The 16,674-nt window shown below is 72.1% G+C and carries 13 protein-coding genes; 9 read left to right on the top strand and 4 right to left on the bottom strand.

The window, feature by feature from the left end; all coding sequences use genetic code 11:
* From ACI6PP_RS20245 to ACI6PP_RS20220, 6 genes are all read left to right on the top strand, one after another.
* Positions 1-947: substrate-binding domain-containing protein (locus ACI6PP_RS20245; protein WP_421113479.1), on the top strand; the 947-nt coding region annotated here is incomplete at its 5' end.
* A 47-nt stretch (positions 948-994) separates the two neighbouring features.
* Entirely contained in the window at positions 995-3,496 is a 2,502-nt protein-coding gene (locus ACI6PP_RS20240; RefSeq protein ID WP_421113477.1) for an ATP-binding cassette domain-containing protein, read from the top strand.
* A gap of 79 nt (positions 3,497-3,575) precedes the next feature.
* A complete protein-coding gene (locus tag ACI6PP_RS20235) occupies positions 3,576-4,967 on the top strand; it encodes a M24 family metallopeptidase (protein WP_421113475.1) in 1,392 nt (463 codons plus the stop codon).
* Positions 4,967-6,049, top strand: coding sequence for a zinc-dependent alcohol dehydrogenase (locus tag ACI6PP_RS20230; protein WP_421113473.1), 1,083 nt, complete (start codon positions 4,967-4,969; stop codon positions 6,047-6,049). Before ACI6PP_RS20235 ends, ACI6PP_RS20230 begins: the two co-directional genes overlap by 1 nt.
* Positions 6,046-7,104, top strand: a complete 1,059-nt coding sequence (locus tag ACI6PP_RS20225) for a 2,3-butanediol dehydrogenase (protein WP_421113471.1) — start codon at positions 6,046-6,048, stop codon at positions 7,102-7,104. The genes ACI6PP_RS20230 and ACI6PP_RS20225 overlap by 4 nt, the downstream gene beginning before the upstream one ends.
* Positions 7,101-8,117, top strand: coding sequence for a zinc-dependent alcohol dehydrogenase (locus tag ACI6PP_RS20220; protein WP_421113469.1), 1,017 nt, complete (start codon positions 7,101-7,103; stop codon positions 8,115-8,117). The genes ACI6PP_RS20225 and ACI6PP_RS20220 overlap by 4 nt, the downstream gene beginning before the upstream one ends.
* A 77-nt stretch (positions 8,118-8,194) precedes the next feature.
* Here the strand turns inward: ACI6PP_RS20220 and ACI6PP_RS20215 are convergent, their stop codons facing one another.
* The 4 genes from ACI6PP_RS20215 to ACI6PP_RS20200 form a co-directional block, all read right to left on the bottom strand.
* Positions 8,195-9,274, bottom strand: a complete 1,080-nt coding sequence (locus ACI6PP_RS20215; RefSeq protein WP_421113467.1) for an SDR family oxidoreductase — start codon at positions 9,272-9,274, stop codon at positions 8,195-8,197.
* Between the two features lie 71 nt (positions 9,275-9,345).
* Positions 9,346-10,038: a helix-turn-helix domain-containing protein gene (locus tag ACI6PP_RS20210; RefSeq protein ID WP_421113465.1), complete on the bottom strand. Its 693-nt coding sequence runs from the start codon at positions 10,036-10,038 to the stop codon at positions 9,346-9,348.
* 202 nt (positions 10,039-10,240) lie between these two features.
* Positions 10,241-10,915 (bottom strand): GntR family transcriptional regulator, encoded by a 675-nt coding sequence (locus ACI6PP_RS20205; protein ID WP_421113463.1) that lies wholly within the window; start codon positions 10,913-10,915, stop codon positions 10,241-10,243.
* Between the two features lie 44 nt (positions 10,916-10,959).
* Positions 10,960-11,478, bottom strand: a complete 519-nt coding sequence (locus ACI6PP_RS20200; protein ID WP_421113461.1) for a VOC family protein — start codon at positions 11,476-11,478, stop codon at positions 10,960-10,962.
* Positions 11,479-11,621: 143 nt separating this feature from the next.
* Between ACI6PP_RS20200 and ACI6PP_RS20195 the strand changes: the two genes are divergently transcribed.
* From ACI6PP_RS20195 to ACI6PP_RS20185, 3 genes are all read left to right on the top strand, one after another.
* Positions 11,622-13,805 (top strand): alpha-ketoacid dehydrogenase subunit alpha/beta, encoded by a 2,184-nt coding sequence (locus tag ACI6PP_RS20195; RefSeq protein ID WP_421113459.1) that lies wholly within the window; start codon positions 11,622-11,624, stop codon positions 13,803-13,805.
* A 25-nt stretch (positions 13,806-13,830) separates the two neighbouring features.
* Positions 13,831-15,204, top strand: a complete 1,374-nt coding sequence (locus ACI6PP_RS20190; RefSeq protein WP_421113457.1) for a dihydrolipoamide acetyltransferase family protein — start codon at positions 13,831-13,833, stop codon at positions 15,202-15,204.
* On the top strand, positions 15,201-16,674 hold a 1,474-nt coding region (locus ACI6PP_RS20185; RefSeq protein WP_421113455.1), incomplete at its 3' end, for an NAD-dependent succinate-semialdehyde dehydrogenase. The genes ACI6PP_RS20190 and ACI6PP_RS20185, both read left to right, overlap by 4 nt.

Below are 16,674 nucleotides of genomic sequence, written 5' to 3'. Positions count from 1 at the left end.
AGATCGAGCTCGGCCTCGTCGACGGCTTCGGCGGCAACAGCTGGCGCCTGGTCACCACCGCGTCTGGCAAGGCCGAGGCGGCCAAGTGCCCCAGCGTCACGGGGTTCAAGTACGCCGACGGACAGGGCGACGTCCAGAAGTCGATCTCCGACATCAAGGGCCTGGTGTCCTCGGGCGTCGACGCGCTCGTGGTGTTCCCCGACGCGGGCAAGGCCGTGCTCCCCGCGCTGACCGCGTCCTACAAGGCCGGCGTCGTCACCGTGCCCTACCGCGTCGACCCGGGTGGCAAGGCCGGCGTCAACTACGACAAGTGGATCGGCGACGACTTCGCCAACGACGGCGTCAACTGGGCCACCTGGATCAAGAAGAACGTGCCCGGCGGCGGCAACGTGCTCTTCCTCGGCGGCCCGGCCGGCAACAGCCAGAGCATCGAGGAGTACGAGGCGATGCGCAAGAACCTGCCCGACTCCTACGAGTTCATCGGCCAGAAGCCCTTCCAGCCCACCAACTGGGACCCGGCCCTCACCCAGCAGCTGCTCACCTCCGACATCGCCAAGTACCCCAAGATCGACGTGATCGTGTCGGACTTCGGCCCCACGCTGGTCAGCGCGCTGCCGCTGTTCACCAAGAGCGGCCGCGACATCCCGGCTCTGGCGACGACCGACGGCAACTCGCTGAGCTGCTTCTGGGAGGACAGCCAGAAGACCTCGCCGTTCAAGATGACCACCGTCACGACCGGCAACGACAACGTCCGCCTGGCCGTCCAGTACGCCGTCGCGAAGGCCACCGGCGGCAAGGTCCCGACCGAGGACGCCTACAAGGGCCCGGTCTTCGAGGACTCGGTGAGCGGCAAGCCCAACCCGGTCCAGTGCAAGCGGGACCTGCCCGGTGACACCTACCTGTCGGCCGAGATGCCCGGCGAGGAGCAGGCGAAGCTCGGGAACTGACCCGGCGCCCACCCCCGACACGACGAGCACGAGGACGAGGAAGACCAGTGAGCCACCCTGCGAGCACCCTGACCGGTGCGCCGACGGTCATGCGGCTGTCCGGGATCACCAAGAGGTACGGAGGCGTCACGGCGCTCTCGCAGGTCGACCTCGACATCCGCCCCGGCGAGGTGCACGCGGTGCTCGGCGAGAACGGCGCGGGCAAGTCGACGCTGATGGGGGTGGCCACCGGCGCCACCCAGCCCGACGAGGGCACCATCGCCGTCGACGGCCGCGAGGTCGACTCCCTCACCCCGCGGTCGGTGACCGACATGGGCATCGCGATCGTCCACCAGCACCCCGCGGTCCTGCCCGACCTCACCGTGCTGGAGAACCTCCGGGTGGCGCTGCCGTCCTCGGTGCTGCCGCTGGGCCGCAGCACCGAGGCGGCGCGCGCGATCGTCGACCGGGTGGGCCTGGACATCGACCTGTCCGACCGGGTCGACACGCTCACGCTCGCCGAGAAGCACCTGCTCGAGGTGGCCAAGGCGTTCGCGCTGGACCCCACCCTGCTGATCCTCGACGAGCCCACGGCCCCGCTGGGCGCCGACGCCGTCGACCGGTTGTTCGAGCTGGTGCGGTCGGCGGTCCGCGGCGGGACGGCGGTCGTCTACATCACCCACCGCATGGCCGAGGTGCGCCAGCTCGCGCACCGCGTCACCGTTCTCCGCGACGGTGAGGTGCGCGGCACCAGCACCGTCGACGAGATCACCGACGAGGACCTCCTCGGCCTGATCATCGGGCGCCGGCTCGAGTCGACCTTCCCGCCCAAGCTGAGTTCCCCGGCCGACGACGCCACGGGCGGCCTGCGGCTCACCGGCCTGTCCGGCCACGGCTTCGAGGGCGTCGACGCCGAGGTCCGCCGCGGCGAGATCCTCGGCGTCGCCGGGGTGGTGGGCAACGGCCAGACCGAGCTGCTCCGTGCCCTGGCCGGTCTCGACCGCTTCACCGGCACCGTCGAGGTGGCGGGCACGGGCCTGACGCCCGCGACCCTGCGCTCCGACGCCGCCTACGTGCCCGCGGACCGCCAGTCCGAGGGCCTGATGATGAAGATGTCGGTGCGCGAGAACGCGTCGCTGCTGGCGCTGTCGTTCTTCCGTCGCAGCGGCCTGATGAGCCGTCGCCGCGAGCTCGACGCCGTGCACCGCCAGATGGACTCGCTGTCGGTCAAGACCGCGTCCGCGGAGTCACCGGTGTCGTCGCTGTCCGGCGGCAACCAGCAGAAGGTCGTCCTGGCGCGGGCCCTGCTGTCCGAGCCGCCGCTGGTCGTCGCCGACGAGCCCACCCAGGGCGTCGACGTCGGCGCCCGCGCCGAGATCTACACCATCCTGCGCGAGACGTCCGCCGCCGGCGTGCCCGTCGTGATCGCGTCGTCGGACGCCAAGGAGCTCGAGGGGCTCTGCGACCGCGTGATCGTGATGTCCCGCGGGCACGTCGTCGCCGACCTGCACGGCGAGGAGGTCACCGAGACCCGGATCATCCAGGCGGCGGTGACCTCGACCACCGAGGTCGTGGCCGACGCCGAGCGGAACCGCTCGTCGCGCCTGGGACGGTGGCTCGACAGCGAGTACACCCCGACGCTGCTGCTGGTGGCGGTGATGGTGCTGCTCGCCGTCCTGATCGCGCCGGGCAACGACCGCTACCTGTCGGCGTTCAACATCTCCAACCTGCTGCTCGGCGCGACGGCCGTCGGGTTCATCGCCCTCGGGCAGAACTTCGCCCTGCTGACCGGCGGCATCGACCTGTCGGTCGGGCCGCTCGCCGGGTTCCTGGTGGTGGTGGCGTCGTTCTTCGTCAACGACGGCAGCTCGCCGGTGCGGGTCGTGACCGGGCTCGTGCTGATGCTCCTGGTCGCCGTGGGGGTCGGGACGGTCAACGGGCTGCTCATCCGGTTCGGCCACTTCACGCCCATCGCGGCCACCCTGACCCTCTACATCGCGCTCGGCGGCTTCGCGTTCCTGCTGCGCCCCACCCAGGACGGCTACATCAGCATCAGCTTCCAGACCGCGATCAACTCGACGGTCGGTCCGCTGCCCGTCGCGTTCCTCGCACTGGTCGCCCTGGTGGTCGTGCTCGAGCTGGGACTGCGCCGCCGGCGCTGGGGCCTGCTGCTGCGCGGCGCGGGGTCGGACGAGGACGCCGCCCGTCGCGTGGGCATCCCGGTCAACCGCACCGTCGTCCTGGCGTACGTCGCGGCCAGCACCTGCTGCCTGTTCGGTGCGCTGCTGCTCATGGGCCAGTACGGGATCGGCGACCCCAGCCAGGGGTCGGCGTTCACGCTCACGAGCGTCACGGCCGTCGTTCTCGGCGGCACCGCGCTCACCGGCGGCCGCGGCACCTTCGTCGGCACGCTCGCCGGGGCGCTGCTGCTCCAGCAGCTGCTGAACGCGACCACGTTCCTCGGGCTCGGGTCGACCTCGCAGTACTACTTCCAGGGCCTGCTGATCCTGGTCGCCGCCGTGGTCTACACCCTCCTCGGCCTGCGACGACGTCGCCTGGCCGGCGTCTGACCCCCGTTCCCGTCCGACGCGTCGCCCCGGCCCGCGTCCGACCCCGCACCCTCCCTGTCCGAACAGAAAGGCTCCACCGATGAGCACTGCCACCTACGGGACCAACGCCGTGGACTGGGAGAACCGCATCTCCTTCGACCGCCTGCGCGAGGAGCGGCTCGGCCGCCTCAAGGCCGAGCTCGAGCGCTCCGACGTCGGCGCGCTGCTGGCGTTCGACTTCTCCAACATCCGCTACATGTCCTCCACCCACATCGGCACCTGGGCGATGGACAAGATGATCCGGTTCAGCCTGCTGACCCGGAACAGCGACCCGATCGTCTGGGACTTCGGCTCCGCGGCCCGGCACCACCAGCTGTACAACCCGTGGCTGACGCAGACCACCGCCGAGATGGACGCCGACCCGCACGCGCCGCACCACGGCGCGGTCCGTCCGCGCGCCGAGTCCGGTGCGCGCGCCGGCATCTCCACGCTGCGCGGCGCCTTCAGCCCCGACGCCGGCGTGGCCGAGGAGGTGGCGCGCAAGATCAAGCGCGAGCTGGAGAAGTTCGGCCTGCTCGACGAGCCGCTCGGCGTCGACGTGATCGAGCTGCCGATCCTGTTCGCGCTGCAGCAGGCGGGCATCACCGTCGTCGACGGACAGCAGGTCTTCCTGCGAGCCCGCACCATCAAGACCCGCGACGAGATCTCGCTGCTCACCCAGGCGGCCTCGATGGTCGACGCGGCCTACACGACGCTGTACGAGTTCCTGCGCCCCGGCGTGCGCGAGAACGAGACCGTCGGGCTGGTCTCCAAGACCCTGTACGACCTCGGCTCGGAGTACGTCGAGGGCGTCAACGCCATCTCCGGCGAGCGCTGCTCGCCGCACCCCCACGTCTACTCCGACCGCATCATCCGCCCCGGCGACCCGGCGTTCTTCGACATCCTGCACAGCTACAACGGCTACCGGACCTGCTACTACCGGACCTTCGCCGTCGGCTCGGCGTCGCAGGCCCAGAACGACGCCTACAAGCGGGCCCGCGAGTACATGGACCGGGCGATCGCGCTGGTGCGCCCCGGCGCGACCACGGCGGACGTCGTCAGCGTGTGGCCCGAGGCGCACGAGTTCGGGTTCCCCGACGAGGAGGCGGCCTTCGCCCTGCAGTACGGCCACGGCGTCGGGCTCTCGATCTGGGAGAAGCCGATCTTCTCGCGCCTGGTCTCGCTGGACCACCCCGAGACGTTGGAGGAGGGCATGTTCTTCGCCCTCGAGACGTACTGGCCCTCGGCCGACGGCATCGGTGCCGCGCGCATCGAGGAGGAGGTCGTCGTCACGGCCGACGGCTGCGAGGTCGTCACCAAGTTCCCCGCCGAGGAGCTGCTCGTCGCGGGCCCCCGCTACCTGTCGGTCGGCGGCGGGCTGCCCCTGGTGCGCGACTCGCAGTCGCACCTGAACACCGCCGCCGGTCGTGGCGAGGACGGAGCGACGACCTGATGCGCGCCGCGGTGTTCCACGACGCCGGGGACGTCCGCCTCGAGCAGGTGCCCGACCCGACGCCCGGGGCCGGCGAGGTCGTCGTCAAGGTCCTGCGCAGCGGGATGTGCGGCACCGACCTGGGGGAGTGGACCAAGGGCCCGCGCACCTTCCCCGTCAAGACCGCGCACCCCGTCACGGGTCACCTCGGCCCGATGGTCCCCGGGCACGAGTTCGTCGGCGAGGTGGCCGAGGCCGTGCCCGGCTCGGGCTGGAGCGCCGGACAGCTGGTCGCCAGCGGCGCCGGCGTCAGCTGCGGCACGTGCGACCGGTGCCGCGAGGGCCGGACCAACCTCTGCCGTCGCTACTACACGCTGGGGCTCAGCACCCACGGCGGCATGGCCGAGCTGGTCGCGGTCCCCACCTCGACCCTCCGCGCCGTCCCCGAGGGGCTCGGCCTGGACGCGGCCGGTCTCGCGCAGCCCATGGCCGTCGGGATGCACGCGGCGCGCCGTGCCGGCGTCCGTCCGGGCGAGAGCGTCGTGCTGGTCGGCGCGGGCGCCATCGGGACGTTCGTCCTGGCGGGACTGCGCGACCTCGTCGACTGCGACGTGGTCGTCGTCGACTTCCCCGGGCGCCGGCTCGAGCGGGCCGCGCGCACGGGAGCCACCACCACCGTCGCCGCCGGCGACGACAGCGTCGCGGCCGTCGCGGAGGCGGTCGGGGCCGGTGGCGCCGACGTCGTCATCGAGGCCAGCGGAGCCCCGGGCATGCTCGGGCGGGCGCAGGCGATGGTCCGCCCCGGCGGGCGGATCCTGCAGGTCGGGCTCCCGTCCGGTCCGCAGGAGATCGACCTGCACAGCCTGGTCATGCGCGAGGTGACGCTCGAGACGACGCTCGCGCACGTCTGCGGCGACGACCTGACCCCCTCCATGGACGTCCTGGCGCGCACCGGGCTGGCCGACGAGCTGCTGGACTCCGTCCGGCCGCTGTCGGACCTGGCCGGCCAGCTCGACCGGATGGCCTCGGGGCAGCTGGACGGCAAGGTGCTGTTCGACCCGACCATGGAACCCGAGATCGACACGAGGAGCAGTGACACATGAGAGCAGCGGTGTTCCACGGAGAGCACGACATCCGCGTCGAGGACGTCGAGGCCCCGACCGGGCCCGGCCCCGGTGAGGTGATGCTGAGGCCCGCGTGGTGCGGCATCTGCGGCACCGACCTCCACGAGTACGCGATGGGCCCGATCGTCATCCCGTCGGCCCCGCACGCCCTGAACGGCTCGGAGCTCCCGCAGATCCTGGGCCACGAGTTCTCCGGCGAGGTCGTCGAGGTCGGCGCCGACGTGACGCACGTCCGCGCCGGGCAGCGCGTGTCGGTGATGCCTCTGCTGTACTGCGGCACCTGCTTCCACTGCCGTCGCGGTCGCAACCACCTGTGCGTGACGATGGCGTGCGTCGGGCTGAGCGCCCGCTGGGGCGGCATCGCCGAGCTGGCCGTCGTGCGCGCCGACCAGGTGAGCGTGCTCCCCGAGACGGTGGACGACGTGCAGGGCGCCCTGGTGGAGCCCGCCGCGGTGGCCGCCTACGGGGTCGACGTCGCGGGCGTGCGGCCCGGCGACTCGGTGCTCGTCACCGGTGCCGGACCCATCGGGGCGCTCGCCGCCCTCTACGCGACGGCCGCGGGAGCGTCCGTCGTCGTCTCGGAGGTCAACCCCGTCCGTGTGGCGCTGGCCCGGAGCCTCGACGTCGGCGAGGTCGTCGACCCCACCCAGGTCGACGTCGCCGACTGGTGCCGCGAGTGGACCGACGGCGTCGGCGTGGACGCCGTGATCGAGTGCTCGGGCAACGAGGCGGCCCTGCAGTCGGCGCTGGGCGCCGTCCGGTCCGCCGGTCGCGTGTCGCAGACCGGCCTGCACACCAGGCCCGCCGCGATCGACCCGATGGTGCTGTCCGAGCACGACGTCACCCTGGCCGGCACCTGGTGCTACCCGGTGTACGACTGGCCGCGGATCATCAAGCTGATCGGCAGCGGGCGCTACCCCGTCGAGAAGGTCGTGACCGCCCGCATCCCGATGGACGAGGTGGTGGCCGGCGGCTTCGAGACCCTGCTGTCGCGCACCGGCGACCAGGTCAAGGTCCTGGTGGAGGCGCGATGACCGCCGTCGACGAGACCACGACGATGAAGGCGCTGCAGTACACCGAGCAGGACCGGGCCGAGGTGGTGCGGCGCCCGGTGCCGCAGATCGCGCCCGACGAGGTGCTCGTGGCCGCCCGCGCCGTGGGCGTCTGCCACTCCGACATCGACCTGCTGGAGGGGCGCTACATCATCCCGTTCTCCTACCCGCTGGTCCCGGGCCACGAGTGGTCGGGCGAGGTCGCCGCGGTGGGGGCCGACGTCACCTCCTGGTCCGTCGGCGACCGCGTGGTGGGGGAGTGCGTGATCGGCGACGACCACTTCGGCTTCTCCATCAGCGGGGCCGCCGCCGAGTACTTCGTCGCCCGCCCGGAGTGGCTGCACCGGCTGCCCGACGAGCTCACGTGGACGATGGGCGCGCTCGTCGAGCCGTTCAGCGTCGCCTACTACGCCCTCGTCCGCGCCGGCGGCGTGGACGCCAGCGACACCGTGGTGATCCTCGGCGCCGGCCCGGTCGGGCTCGCGGTCGTCGCCGCGGCACGGGCCATGGGCGCGCGCGTGGTCGCGGTCGAGCCGTCGCAGGACCGTCGCGGCACCGCGCTGTCCCTGGGCGCGCACCACGCCGTCGCGCCGGAGGACCTCGACGCGACGCTCGCCGAGATCGGATCGGGCGGCGGCGCCGAGGTGGTGGTGGAGGTGAGCGGACGTCCGGCGGTGATGGCCCGGGCCCTGGAGGTCGCCGCGTTCCGCGGCCGCATCGCCTACGTCGGCATCGACGTCGGGCAGCAGGCGCCCGCGAGCCTGGGGCTCATCCAGTCCAAGGAGCTGCGCATCACCGGGTCGATCGGGTCGCCCGGCGTGTGGCCCGAGACCCTGCGGTTCCTGGCGCAGAGCGGGATCGACCTGTCGGAGGTCGTCACGCAGCAGTTCGACCTCGACGACGCGGTGTCGGCCCTCGACGCCGCGCACGACCCCGCCCACACGATCAAGGCGCACATCCGCCTCGAGGCGGCCGCGCCGGTGCAGGGGGCCTGAGCGCTCCGACCGACCCGGCGACGACACGGCCCGCGGTGCCCCCTGCAGGGGCGCCGCGGGCCGTCGCACGAGCGGGCTCAGGGCAGGACGCGCGCCTCGCGGTAGCGCTCGAGGTGGTGGGCGAAGCTGTCACGGGTGTCGCGGAAGCCCAGGAAGCCGGCCTTGCGGCTCTTGTTCATGTCGGTGACGACCTCGATCGGTCGGCCGAGGTCGCCATCGGTGTGCCACCAGGACGCCACGCGCGTGATGTCGGGCTCGGCCAGTCCCGCGCGGTCGACGACGGCCTTCCACGCCGACTCGCCGACGCCGGCCATCTGCTCCTCCAGGGGACGCGGCGCACCGTCGTAGCCCTCCCACTCGAGCCCGAACAGCTCGGCGAGGTGCGGCCAGAACCAGCGCCACCGGAACACGTCGCCGTTGGCGATGTTGAACGGCTCGTCCGCGGCGGCCGGGTCGGTGATCGCCCAGTGGATCTGCTCGGCGAGCAGGTCGGCGTCGGTCACGTCGGTGAGGCCGTCCCACTGCGTCTGCGAGCCGGGGAAGACCATCGGCCGGCCGAGCTCGCGGCAGATGGCGGCGTAGGCCGAGATCGTCGCGACGATGTTCATGGCGTTGCCGGTCGCGAAGCCGAACACGGTGTGCGCGCGGTGCACGCTCCAGGTGAAGTCGTGCTGGGCCGCCGCGGCGAACAGCTCGTCCTCCTGGGCGTAGTAGAAGTTCGGGGTGTCCAGACGCGGCTCGGACTCGTGGAACGGCGTGTCGGGCATTTCGCCCGTCGCGTAGGCCTCGAAGGGCCCGAGGTAGTGCTTGAGGCCCGTCATCAGCGCGACGTGGCGCAGCGACCCGGCGCGGCCGACCACGCCCAGCAGGTTGCGCACCGCGGCGCCGTTGACGGCGATGTTCTCGGCCTCGGTCTCCTGGCGGCTCCAGGCGGTGAACGCGACGGCGGTGGGGGACACGTCGGCGAGCGCGGCAGCCAGGCTGTCGGGGTCGGTCAGGTCGCCCTGGTGGGCGATCGTCCCGGGCACCGGGCTGGCGCCGCTGCGGGACAGGCCGTGCACCTCCCAGCCGGCCCCGAGGAGCTCGGCGGCCACGGATCGTCCGACGATCCCCGTCGCGCCGACGACGAGTGCGGTGCCGGGTCCTGGTGCGGTCACGGTGTTCTCCTCTGGTTCACGAGCGGGGTCGCCCGGAGCCTACTGTTCAATAGAGGTGAACACCAGTGGCACTACTCGGTGGGCCGGAGCCGGTCCATCGTGGTGAGCACGTCGACGGCCGAGGTGATGCGTGACGGCGCGGCCGGCTCGGCGGCCGGCGGACCCGCGGCCTGCTCGCGGCGTCCGACGACGAACCAGATGCCGCGCGCCTTGGCGGTGCCGTGGTTGGTGTACATGTGCGGCCGGACCGAGTCGAACTGCAGCGAGTCGCCGGCGCGCAGCACGACGGTGTCGAAGTCCACCTGCACCGTCAGCTCGCCCTCCAGCAGGTAGGCGTGCTCGACGCCGGAGTGCCGCATCATCTTGCCCTCGACCGAGCTGCACGCGCCGGGGTCGTACGTGACGAGCAGCGGGTCGACCGCGCCGCCCGGGTGCGCGGCGAGCCGCTCCCAGTGCACGCCGTTCTCCATCTCGAGCACGGGGCCGGTGCCCGCCCGCTGCACGACGCCGGAGGCGTCGGGCTCGGCCACCACCGGGGCCTGCTGCGGGGAGGTCGTCGCCTCGCCCACCCCGAGCAGCTCGTCCAGCGAGACGCCGAGGTAGGACACCATCGCGTACAGGGTGGACACCGAGGGCTGCGTCTTGCCGTTCTCGACCTGGGAGATCAGGCTGGCCGACACCTTGAGGTCCTGCGCGAGCGACCGCAGGGTGATCCCGCGCTCGCGACGTGCGTCGCGCAGACGCTCCCCGATCTCTGCGATCACTTCACCCTCCGCGGGCGCTCGTTCAGTCATGACGGGCCTGGCACCCGGAGTCTAGGACCGACGACGCGCACGTCACGGACGCACCGCGTCGATCCCGGCGCTGTGCAGCTGGAGACGTGTCCACGTGTTCATTATTGCTGTACAGGGCGGCCCGCGGAAGACAGCCGCCCCGTGTCGTCCCGCCGGAGGCGTCCGGCACGCGTCAGGCGAACACCTCGGGGTGCGCCGCCAGCTCGATCCGCGTGCGCCGGATGTGCAGGCGAAGGACGTCCTGGGCCGCGGCGAGGTCGCGGTCGCGCACGGCCTGGATGAGCAGCTGGTGCTCGGCCGAGATGATCCACCGCCGTTGGTCGCCGGCCAGCTGCGTGAAGGCCCGCCGGTAGTGCTGGGTGGTGTCCCACAGGCGCGACACGACCGCGGCGAGGTCGTCGGCGTCGTGGTGCCGGTAGGTGATCCAGTGCAGCCGCCGGTCGAGCACCAGGAACTGCTCGACGTCGCGGTGCCGCTCGATCTGCTCCTGGACCGCCTCCAGCTCGTCGACGTCGTGGGAGGTGAGTCGTGCGAACCCCTGCGCGAGCAGCAACGGCTCGAGGCGCTCGCGCATCTCGTAGGCGAGCTGGCACTCGCGCTCGTCCATCTCGCTCACCCAGGCGCCGCTGCTGGTGCGCAGCCTCACCAGCCCGGCCGCCTCGAGGATGCGCAGGGCCTCGCGGACGGGGATCCGGCTCGTCGCGAACTGCGCGGCGAGCTCCTCCTGCCGCACCCGCTGCCCCGGTGCCATCTGCCCGCTGAGGATCAGCTCGCGCAGGTGCTCGGCGATGCGGTGGCTCGCGACACCGGACGGCTTGGCGCCCCCGTCGTCGTCGACCCGGTCCATGGCAGTCCCTCGCTCCTGGTGGGTGAGCAGGCTACCGCCGGGGCTCATCCCGGGCAGTCGAAGCCGCCGGGGTCGCGGTGGAAGGCCTTGCCGTCGGGGTAGGACACCAGCTCCATCTGCAGGCCCCACGGCGTGAGGAAGTAGACCCAGCGCTGGCCCGCGCTCGGGCCCCGGCTGGCCGTCGGCTCGCCGAGGACCCGGATCCCGTGGGCGCGCAGCTCGGTGACCGCGAGGTCGAGGTCGTCGACGTAGATCGCCACGTGGTGCCCGCCGACGTCGCTGTTGAGCGGTGGCGTCGTGGCGGCGTCCCGGGCCTGGTACTCGAAGACCTCGAACACCGCCTGGCCGCCGAGCTCGAAGAACTGGAGCCGGCGCATGACGGTGTCGGGCGCCACGCCGAGGTGGTCGCGCATCCAGGTGCCGTCGGCGTCGGCGAACGGGCCGAGGACGTACAGCGGCGTGCAGCCCAGCACGTCGACGAAGAACCGCCGCGCCTGGTCCAGGTCGGGCACGGTGACGCCGACGTGGTCCACGCCGCGGGCGGTGGAGAGGGGGACGGGCATCGGACGCTCCTTGGGTGAGCCGGATCACGCGCAGGGCTAGCAATGTATCCGATCCGTGCGTACAGTCACACTGAACACCCGGGATGAAGGGCCGAAACGGCCTGTCTCCCTCGTCATTGGATGCAACGGAGTGGTGAGCGGACATGGTGGAACGGCAGAAGCTGGAGCCCGCGGCGGACTGGACGCACGTCCACGCGACCGAGTCGGACTGGGACGCCGCCGATCCCGACCTGCTGGTCGGGATGCTGGCGCAGACGCAGTGGATCCGGGTCTTCGAGGAGTACGTGCTCGAGCTCGCCGCGGACGGGCTGGTGCACGGTCCGGCCCACTCGAGCATCGGCCAGGAGGGCGGCGCGGTCGGCTCGATCTTCGGCCTGCACTCCACCGACATGGTCAACGGGTCCCACCGCGGCCACCACCAGTTCCTGGCCAAGGCCTTCGCCCACGTCGGCGTCTCCGCCGAGGGCGGGATGCCCGAGCTCACCGACGAGGTCCGGCTCGTGCTGCGCCGGACGCTCGCCGAGATCTGCGGCCTGGCCGACGGCTACTGCCGCGGCCGTGGCGGGTCCATGCACCTGCAGTGGCGCGAGGCAGGCGCGATGGGGACCAACGCGATCGTCGGCGGCGGCGTGCCGCAGGCCGTCGGGTTCGCCTACACCCAGGACCGGGCGGCCCAGGACGACGCCGTCACCGTCACCTACTTCGGTGACGGCGCGATCAACATCGGCTCGGTCCTGGAGTCCATGAACCTCGCCTCGGCGTGGAAGGCGCCGGTCTGCTTCTTCGTCGAGAACAACGGCTACGCCGTCTCGACGCCGGTCGAGAAGGTCACCGCCGAGCCCAGGCTGTCCGCCCGCGGCCAGGCGTTCGGCATCCGCAGCTGGCGCGTCGACGGCATGGACCCCCTCGCGGTCCACCTGGTCATGCAGGAGGCCCTGGAGCACATGCGCTCCGGCGGAGGCCCGACGGTCATCGAGGCACAGGTCTACCGGTTCTTCCACCAGAACGGCCCGTACCCGGGCAGCGCCTTCGGCTACCGGAGCAAGGACGAGGAGCAGGCGTGGCGCAAGCGCGACCCGCTCGCCATGCTCGTCGACCAGTGCCTGCGCCGCGGTCTCGTCACCGAGGAGCAGGTCGCCGCCGGCGGGGACGCCGTGCTGACCTACCTGCGCTCGCTGGGCGAGACCATCTTCGAGCCCGAGCCGGACGGCAAGCCCGGCCAGCGTCGCGTGCGCGCCGACCAGTGGCCCGACCCGGGGTTCGTCGACGTCGGCGTCCTGGGTGACCTGTCCGAGCTCGAGGGCGCCCGCTACGTGGAGATCGAGGACTTCGACGGCGAGCTGGACGAGCGCCGGTTCATCGACGTCGTCAGCGAGGTGGCCGCCGCGCGGATGGCCGAGGACGACCGGATCGTCGTGCTCGGCGAGGACGTCGACGGGCTCAAGGGCGGCACCAACGGCGCCACCCGTCGTCCGCTCGAGAAGTTCCCCGAGCGCGTGCTCGGCACGCCCATCAGCGAGAACGCCTTCCTCGGCGCCGCCGGCGGGATGGCGCTCGACGGTCGCCTGCGGCCGGTCGTGGAGTTCATGTACGCCGACTTCATGTGGGTGGCGGCCGACCAGCTGTTCAACCAGGTGGCCAAGGCGCGGCACATGTTCGGCGGCGAGAGCGCCGTCCCCCTCGTGCTGCGCTCCAAGCTCGCCGCCGGCACCGGCTACGGCTCGCAGCACTCGATGGACCCCGCCGGCGTCCTGACCACCGCGCCCGGGCTGCGCGTGGTGGCACCGTCGTGCCCCTACGACTACGTGGGCCTGATGAACACGGCGCTGCGCTGCGACGACCCGGTCGTGATGCTCGAGCACGTCGACCTCTACACGAGCACGGGCCGGGCCCCGACCGACGACCTCGACTACTGCCTGCCGGTCGGCAGGGCGGCGCTGCGCAGCGAGGGTGACGACCTCACGGTGATCTCGTACCTGTCGATGGTGAACCACTGCGCCGAGGCGCTGGGCATCGTCGGCGACGTCGAGGCCGACCTGATCGACCTGCGCTGGCTCGACCGCGCGTCGCTCGACTGGGACACGATCACGCGGAGCGTCGAGAAGACCAACCGCGTGCTCATCGTGGAGCAGGGCGCCGTCGGCACTTCGTACGGCGGCTGGCTCGCCGACGAGATCCAAAGGCGCCTGTTCGACCACCTGGACGCGCCGGTGCTGCGCGTCCACGGGGCGACGGCGTCGCCGTCGATCAGCAAGGTGCTCGAGCGAGCCGCGATCGCGCGCACCGACGAGGTCGTCGCGGCGCTGCGCGACCTCGACCGGTACTGAGACGACGAGGGACGGAGACAACCAGATGGCGAACGTGCTGCGCGTGCCCGAGGTGGCCGCAGGGGCCACCGAGGCGGTGCTGTCGGAGTGGCTGGTGGCCGAGGGATCGGCCTTCGAGGTCGGCGACCCGGTGGTGATGATCGAGACCGACAAGGCGCTGGTCGAGGTCGAGGCAGAGCAGGCGGCCGTCCTGCTCCGGGTGATGGTCGCGGGCGGGTCGAGCGTCGAGGTCGGGGCGCCGATGGCCCTGGTGGGCGACGCGTCCGAGCGCGACGCCGACCTGGACGCGCTGCTGCGCGACCTCGGGGTGGGTCCGACCGAGACGTCGGACGCGCCGGAGCGTCGCGAGGCGCCCGACCCCGACCACGAGGCGCCCGGCGTCGTCGAGACCGGGGCCGAGGCCGAGTCGCCGGCCCCCGCGGAGGCCACCACCCCGGACGTCGCGGCGGAGCCCGTGACGGCGTCCGAGGAGTCCGTCGCCGGCAGGAACGGCCGCGTGTTCGTCAGCCCGATCGCGCGCCGCATGCTCAAGCAGGCCGGCCTGACCGTCGACGGGATCGACGGCACCGGCCCGCACGGGCGGATGGTCCGGCGCGACGTCGAGCAGGCGATCGCGGCCCACCGGTCGCGCCCCGCCGAGCAGGAGGCTCCGAGCCCGGCCGCCGCGGTCCCGGCCCCGGCGTCCGAGGACGTCCCCGCCCCGCAGGCCGACGTGCCCGAGGGCGTCGAGGTGGTGCCGCACACCCGTCTGCGCAAGGCCGTGGCACGTCGCCTCACCGAGTCCAAGCAGACCGTCCCGCACTTCTACCTCCGCCGCTCGGCCCGCCTGGACGACCTGCTCGCGCTGCGCGCCCAGGTGAACGAGGTCGCCCCGACCCGGGTGTCGGTCAACGACCTGCTGATCCGGGCCGCGGGGCTCGCGCTGCGCCAGGTGCCCGACGCCAACGTCGTCTGGACCGACGACGCGCTGCACCGCTTCGCCACCGCCGACGTGGCGGTCGCCGTCGCGTCGTCACGTGGGCTGATGACCCCGGTGCTCACCGGTGTCGAGGGCCGGTCGGTGAGCGGCATCGCCACCGAGGTCAAGCGTCTCGTCGAGGGTGCGAACGAGGGCACGCTGCGCCAGAGCCAGCTCGAGGGCGGGTCGATGGCGATCTCCAACCTCGGGATGTACGGCGTCGAGGAGTTCGACGCGATCATCAACCCGCCGCACTCGATGATCCTGGCGGTGGGCGCCGCCCGTCCGCAGCCGGTGGTCGACGACGGCGCCCCGGCCGTCGCGACCGTCGTGAACCTGTCGCTCTCGGTGGACCACCGCGCGGTCGACGGGGCGCTCGCCGCCACCTGGCTCGGCGCGCTCGTCGAGCTGCTGGAGCAGCCGATGAGGCTGCTCGCATGAGCGCCGGGGGACCGTCGTCGTTGCAGGGTCACGAGGCCGAGGTCGTCGCTGGGGTCAGCACCGGGCTGTTCATCGGCGGGTCCTGGCGTGATGCCGAGGGTGGCAGGACGTTCGGTGTGGAGGACCCGTCGACGGGTGAGGAGATCGCGCGGGTCGCTGATGCGTCGGTGGCTGACGGGAAGGCCGCGATCGACGCCGCTGTCGCCGCGCAGGGCGAGTGGGCTGCGTCGGCCCCGCGTGACCGCGGCGAGATCCTGCGCAAGGCGTTCGAGCTGATCAAGGAGCGCACCGAGGACCTGGCGTTGTTGATGACGTTGGAGATGGGCAAGCCGCTGAAGGAGTCCAAGGCCGAGCTGGCCTATGGGTCGGAGTTCTTCCGGTGGTTCTCCGAGGAGGCGGTGCGCATCTCGGGCCGGTGGTCGGTCGCCCCGAACGGCGCGACCCGGTTGTTGACGATGAAGCAGCCCGTCGGCCCGTGCCTGATGATCACGCCCTGGAACTTCCCGCTCGCGATGGGCACCCGCAAGATCGGGCCGGCTGTTGCGGCCGGCTGCACGATGGTCGTCAAGCCGGCGGCGCTGACGCCGCTGACGATGCTGGCGTTGGCCGACATCCTCGCCGAGGCGGGTCTGCCCGACGGGGTGTTGAACGTGGTGACGACGACTGACACGGGTCCGGTGATGGAGCCGATCGTCGCCGATCCGAGGTTGCGGAAGCTGACGTTCACCGGGTCGACGCCGGTGGGCAAGAAGCTGGTGGAGCAGTCCGCGCAGGGCCTGTTGAAGGTGTCGATGGAGCTGGGCGGGAACGCCCCGTTCCTGGTGTTCGACGACGCGGACCTCGATGCCGCGGTCGATGGTGCGATGTTGGCCAAGATGCGCAACGTCGGTGAGGCGTGCACGGCGGCGAACCGGTTCATCGTCCACGAGTCGGTCGCCGAGGAGTTCGGGGCCAGGCTGGCGCAGCGGATGGGTGCCATGAAGTCCGGGCGTGGTGTGACCGAGGACGTCGAGGTCGGCCCGTTGGTGGAGGCCAAGCAGCGTGACAAGGTCGCCGAGCTCGTCGACGACGCCATCGGCGCCGGGGCGACCGCGTTGACCGGCGGCAAGCAGTCCGACGGGCCGGGCTACTTCTACCCGCCGACGGTGCTCACCGGTGTGCCCAAGCAGGCGCGGATGTGGTCCGAGGAGATCTTCGGACCGGTCGCGCCGATCTTCACGTTCTCCACCGAGGAGGAGGGTCTGGCGATGGCGAACGACACCGAGTACGGCCTGGTCGCTTATGCGTTCACCCGCGACGTGTCGCGCACCTTCCGGGTCGCCGAGGGTCTGCAGACCGGCATGGTCGGCATCAACCAGGGCGTCGTGTCGAACCCGGCGGCCCCGTTCGGTGGTGTGAAGCAGTCCGGCTTCGGCCGCGAGGGCGGCGCCGAGGGCATCGAGGAGTACCTGGAGACCAAGTACGTCGGCC

Source organism: Solicola agrisoli (genome assembly GCF_049059935.1).
In the GTDB taxonomy this organism is placed as follows: domain Bacteria; phylum Actinomycetota; class Actinomycetes; order Propionibacteriales; family Nocardioidaceae; genus JAURVT01.
Note: the sequence above shows the minus strand (reverse complement) of the source record. Positions and strands in the feature narration are given on the sequence as shown.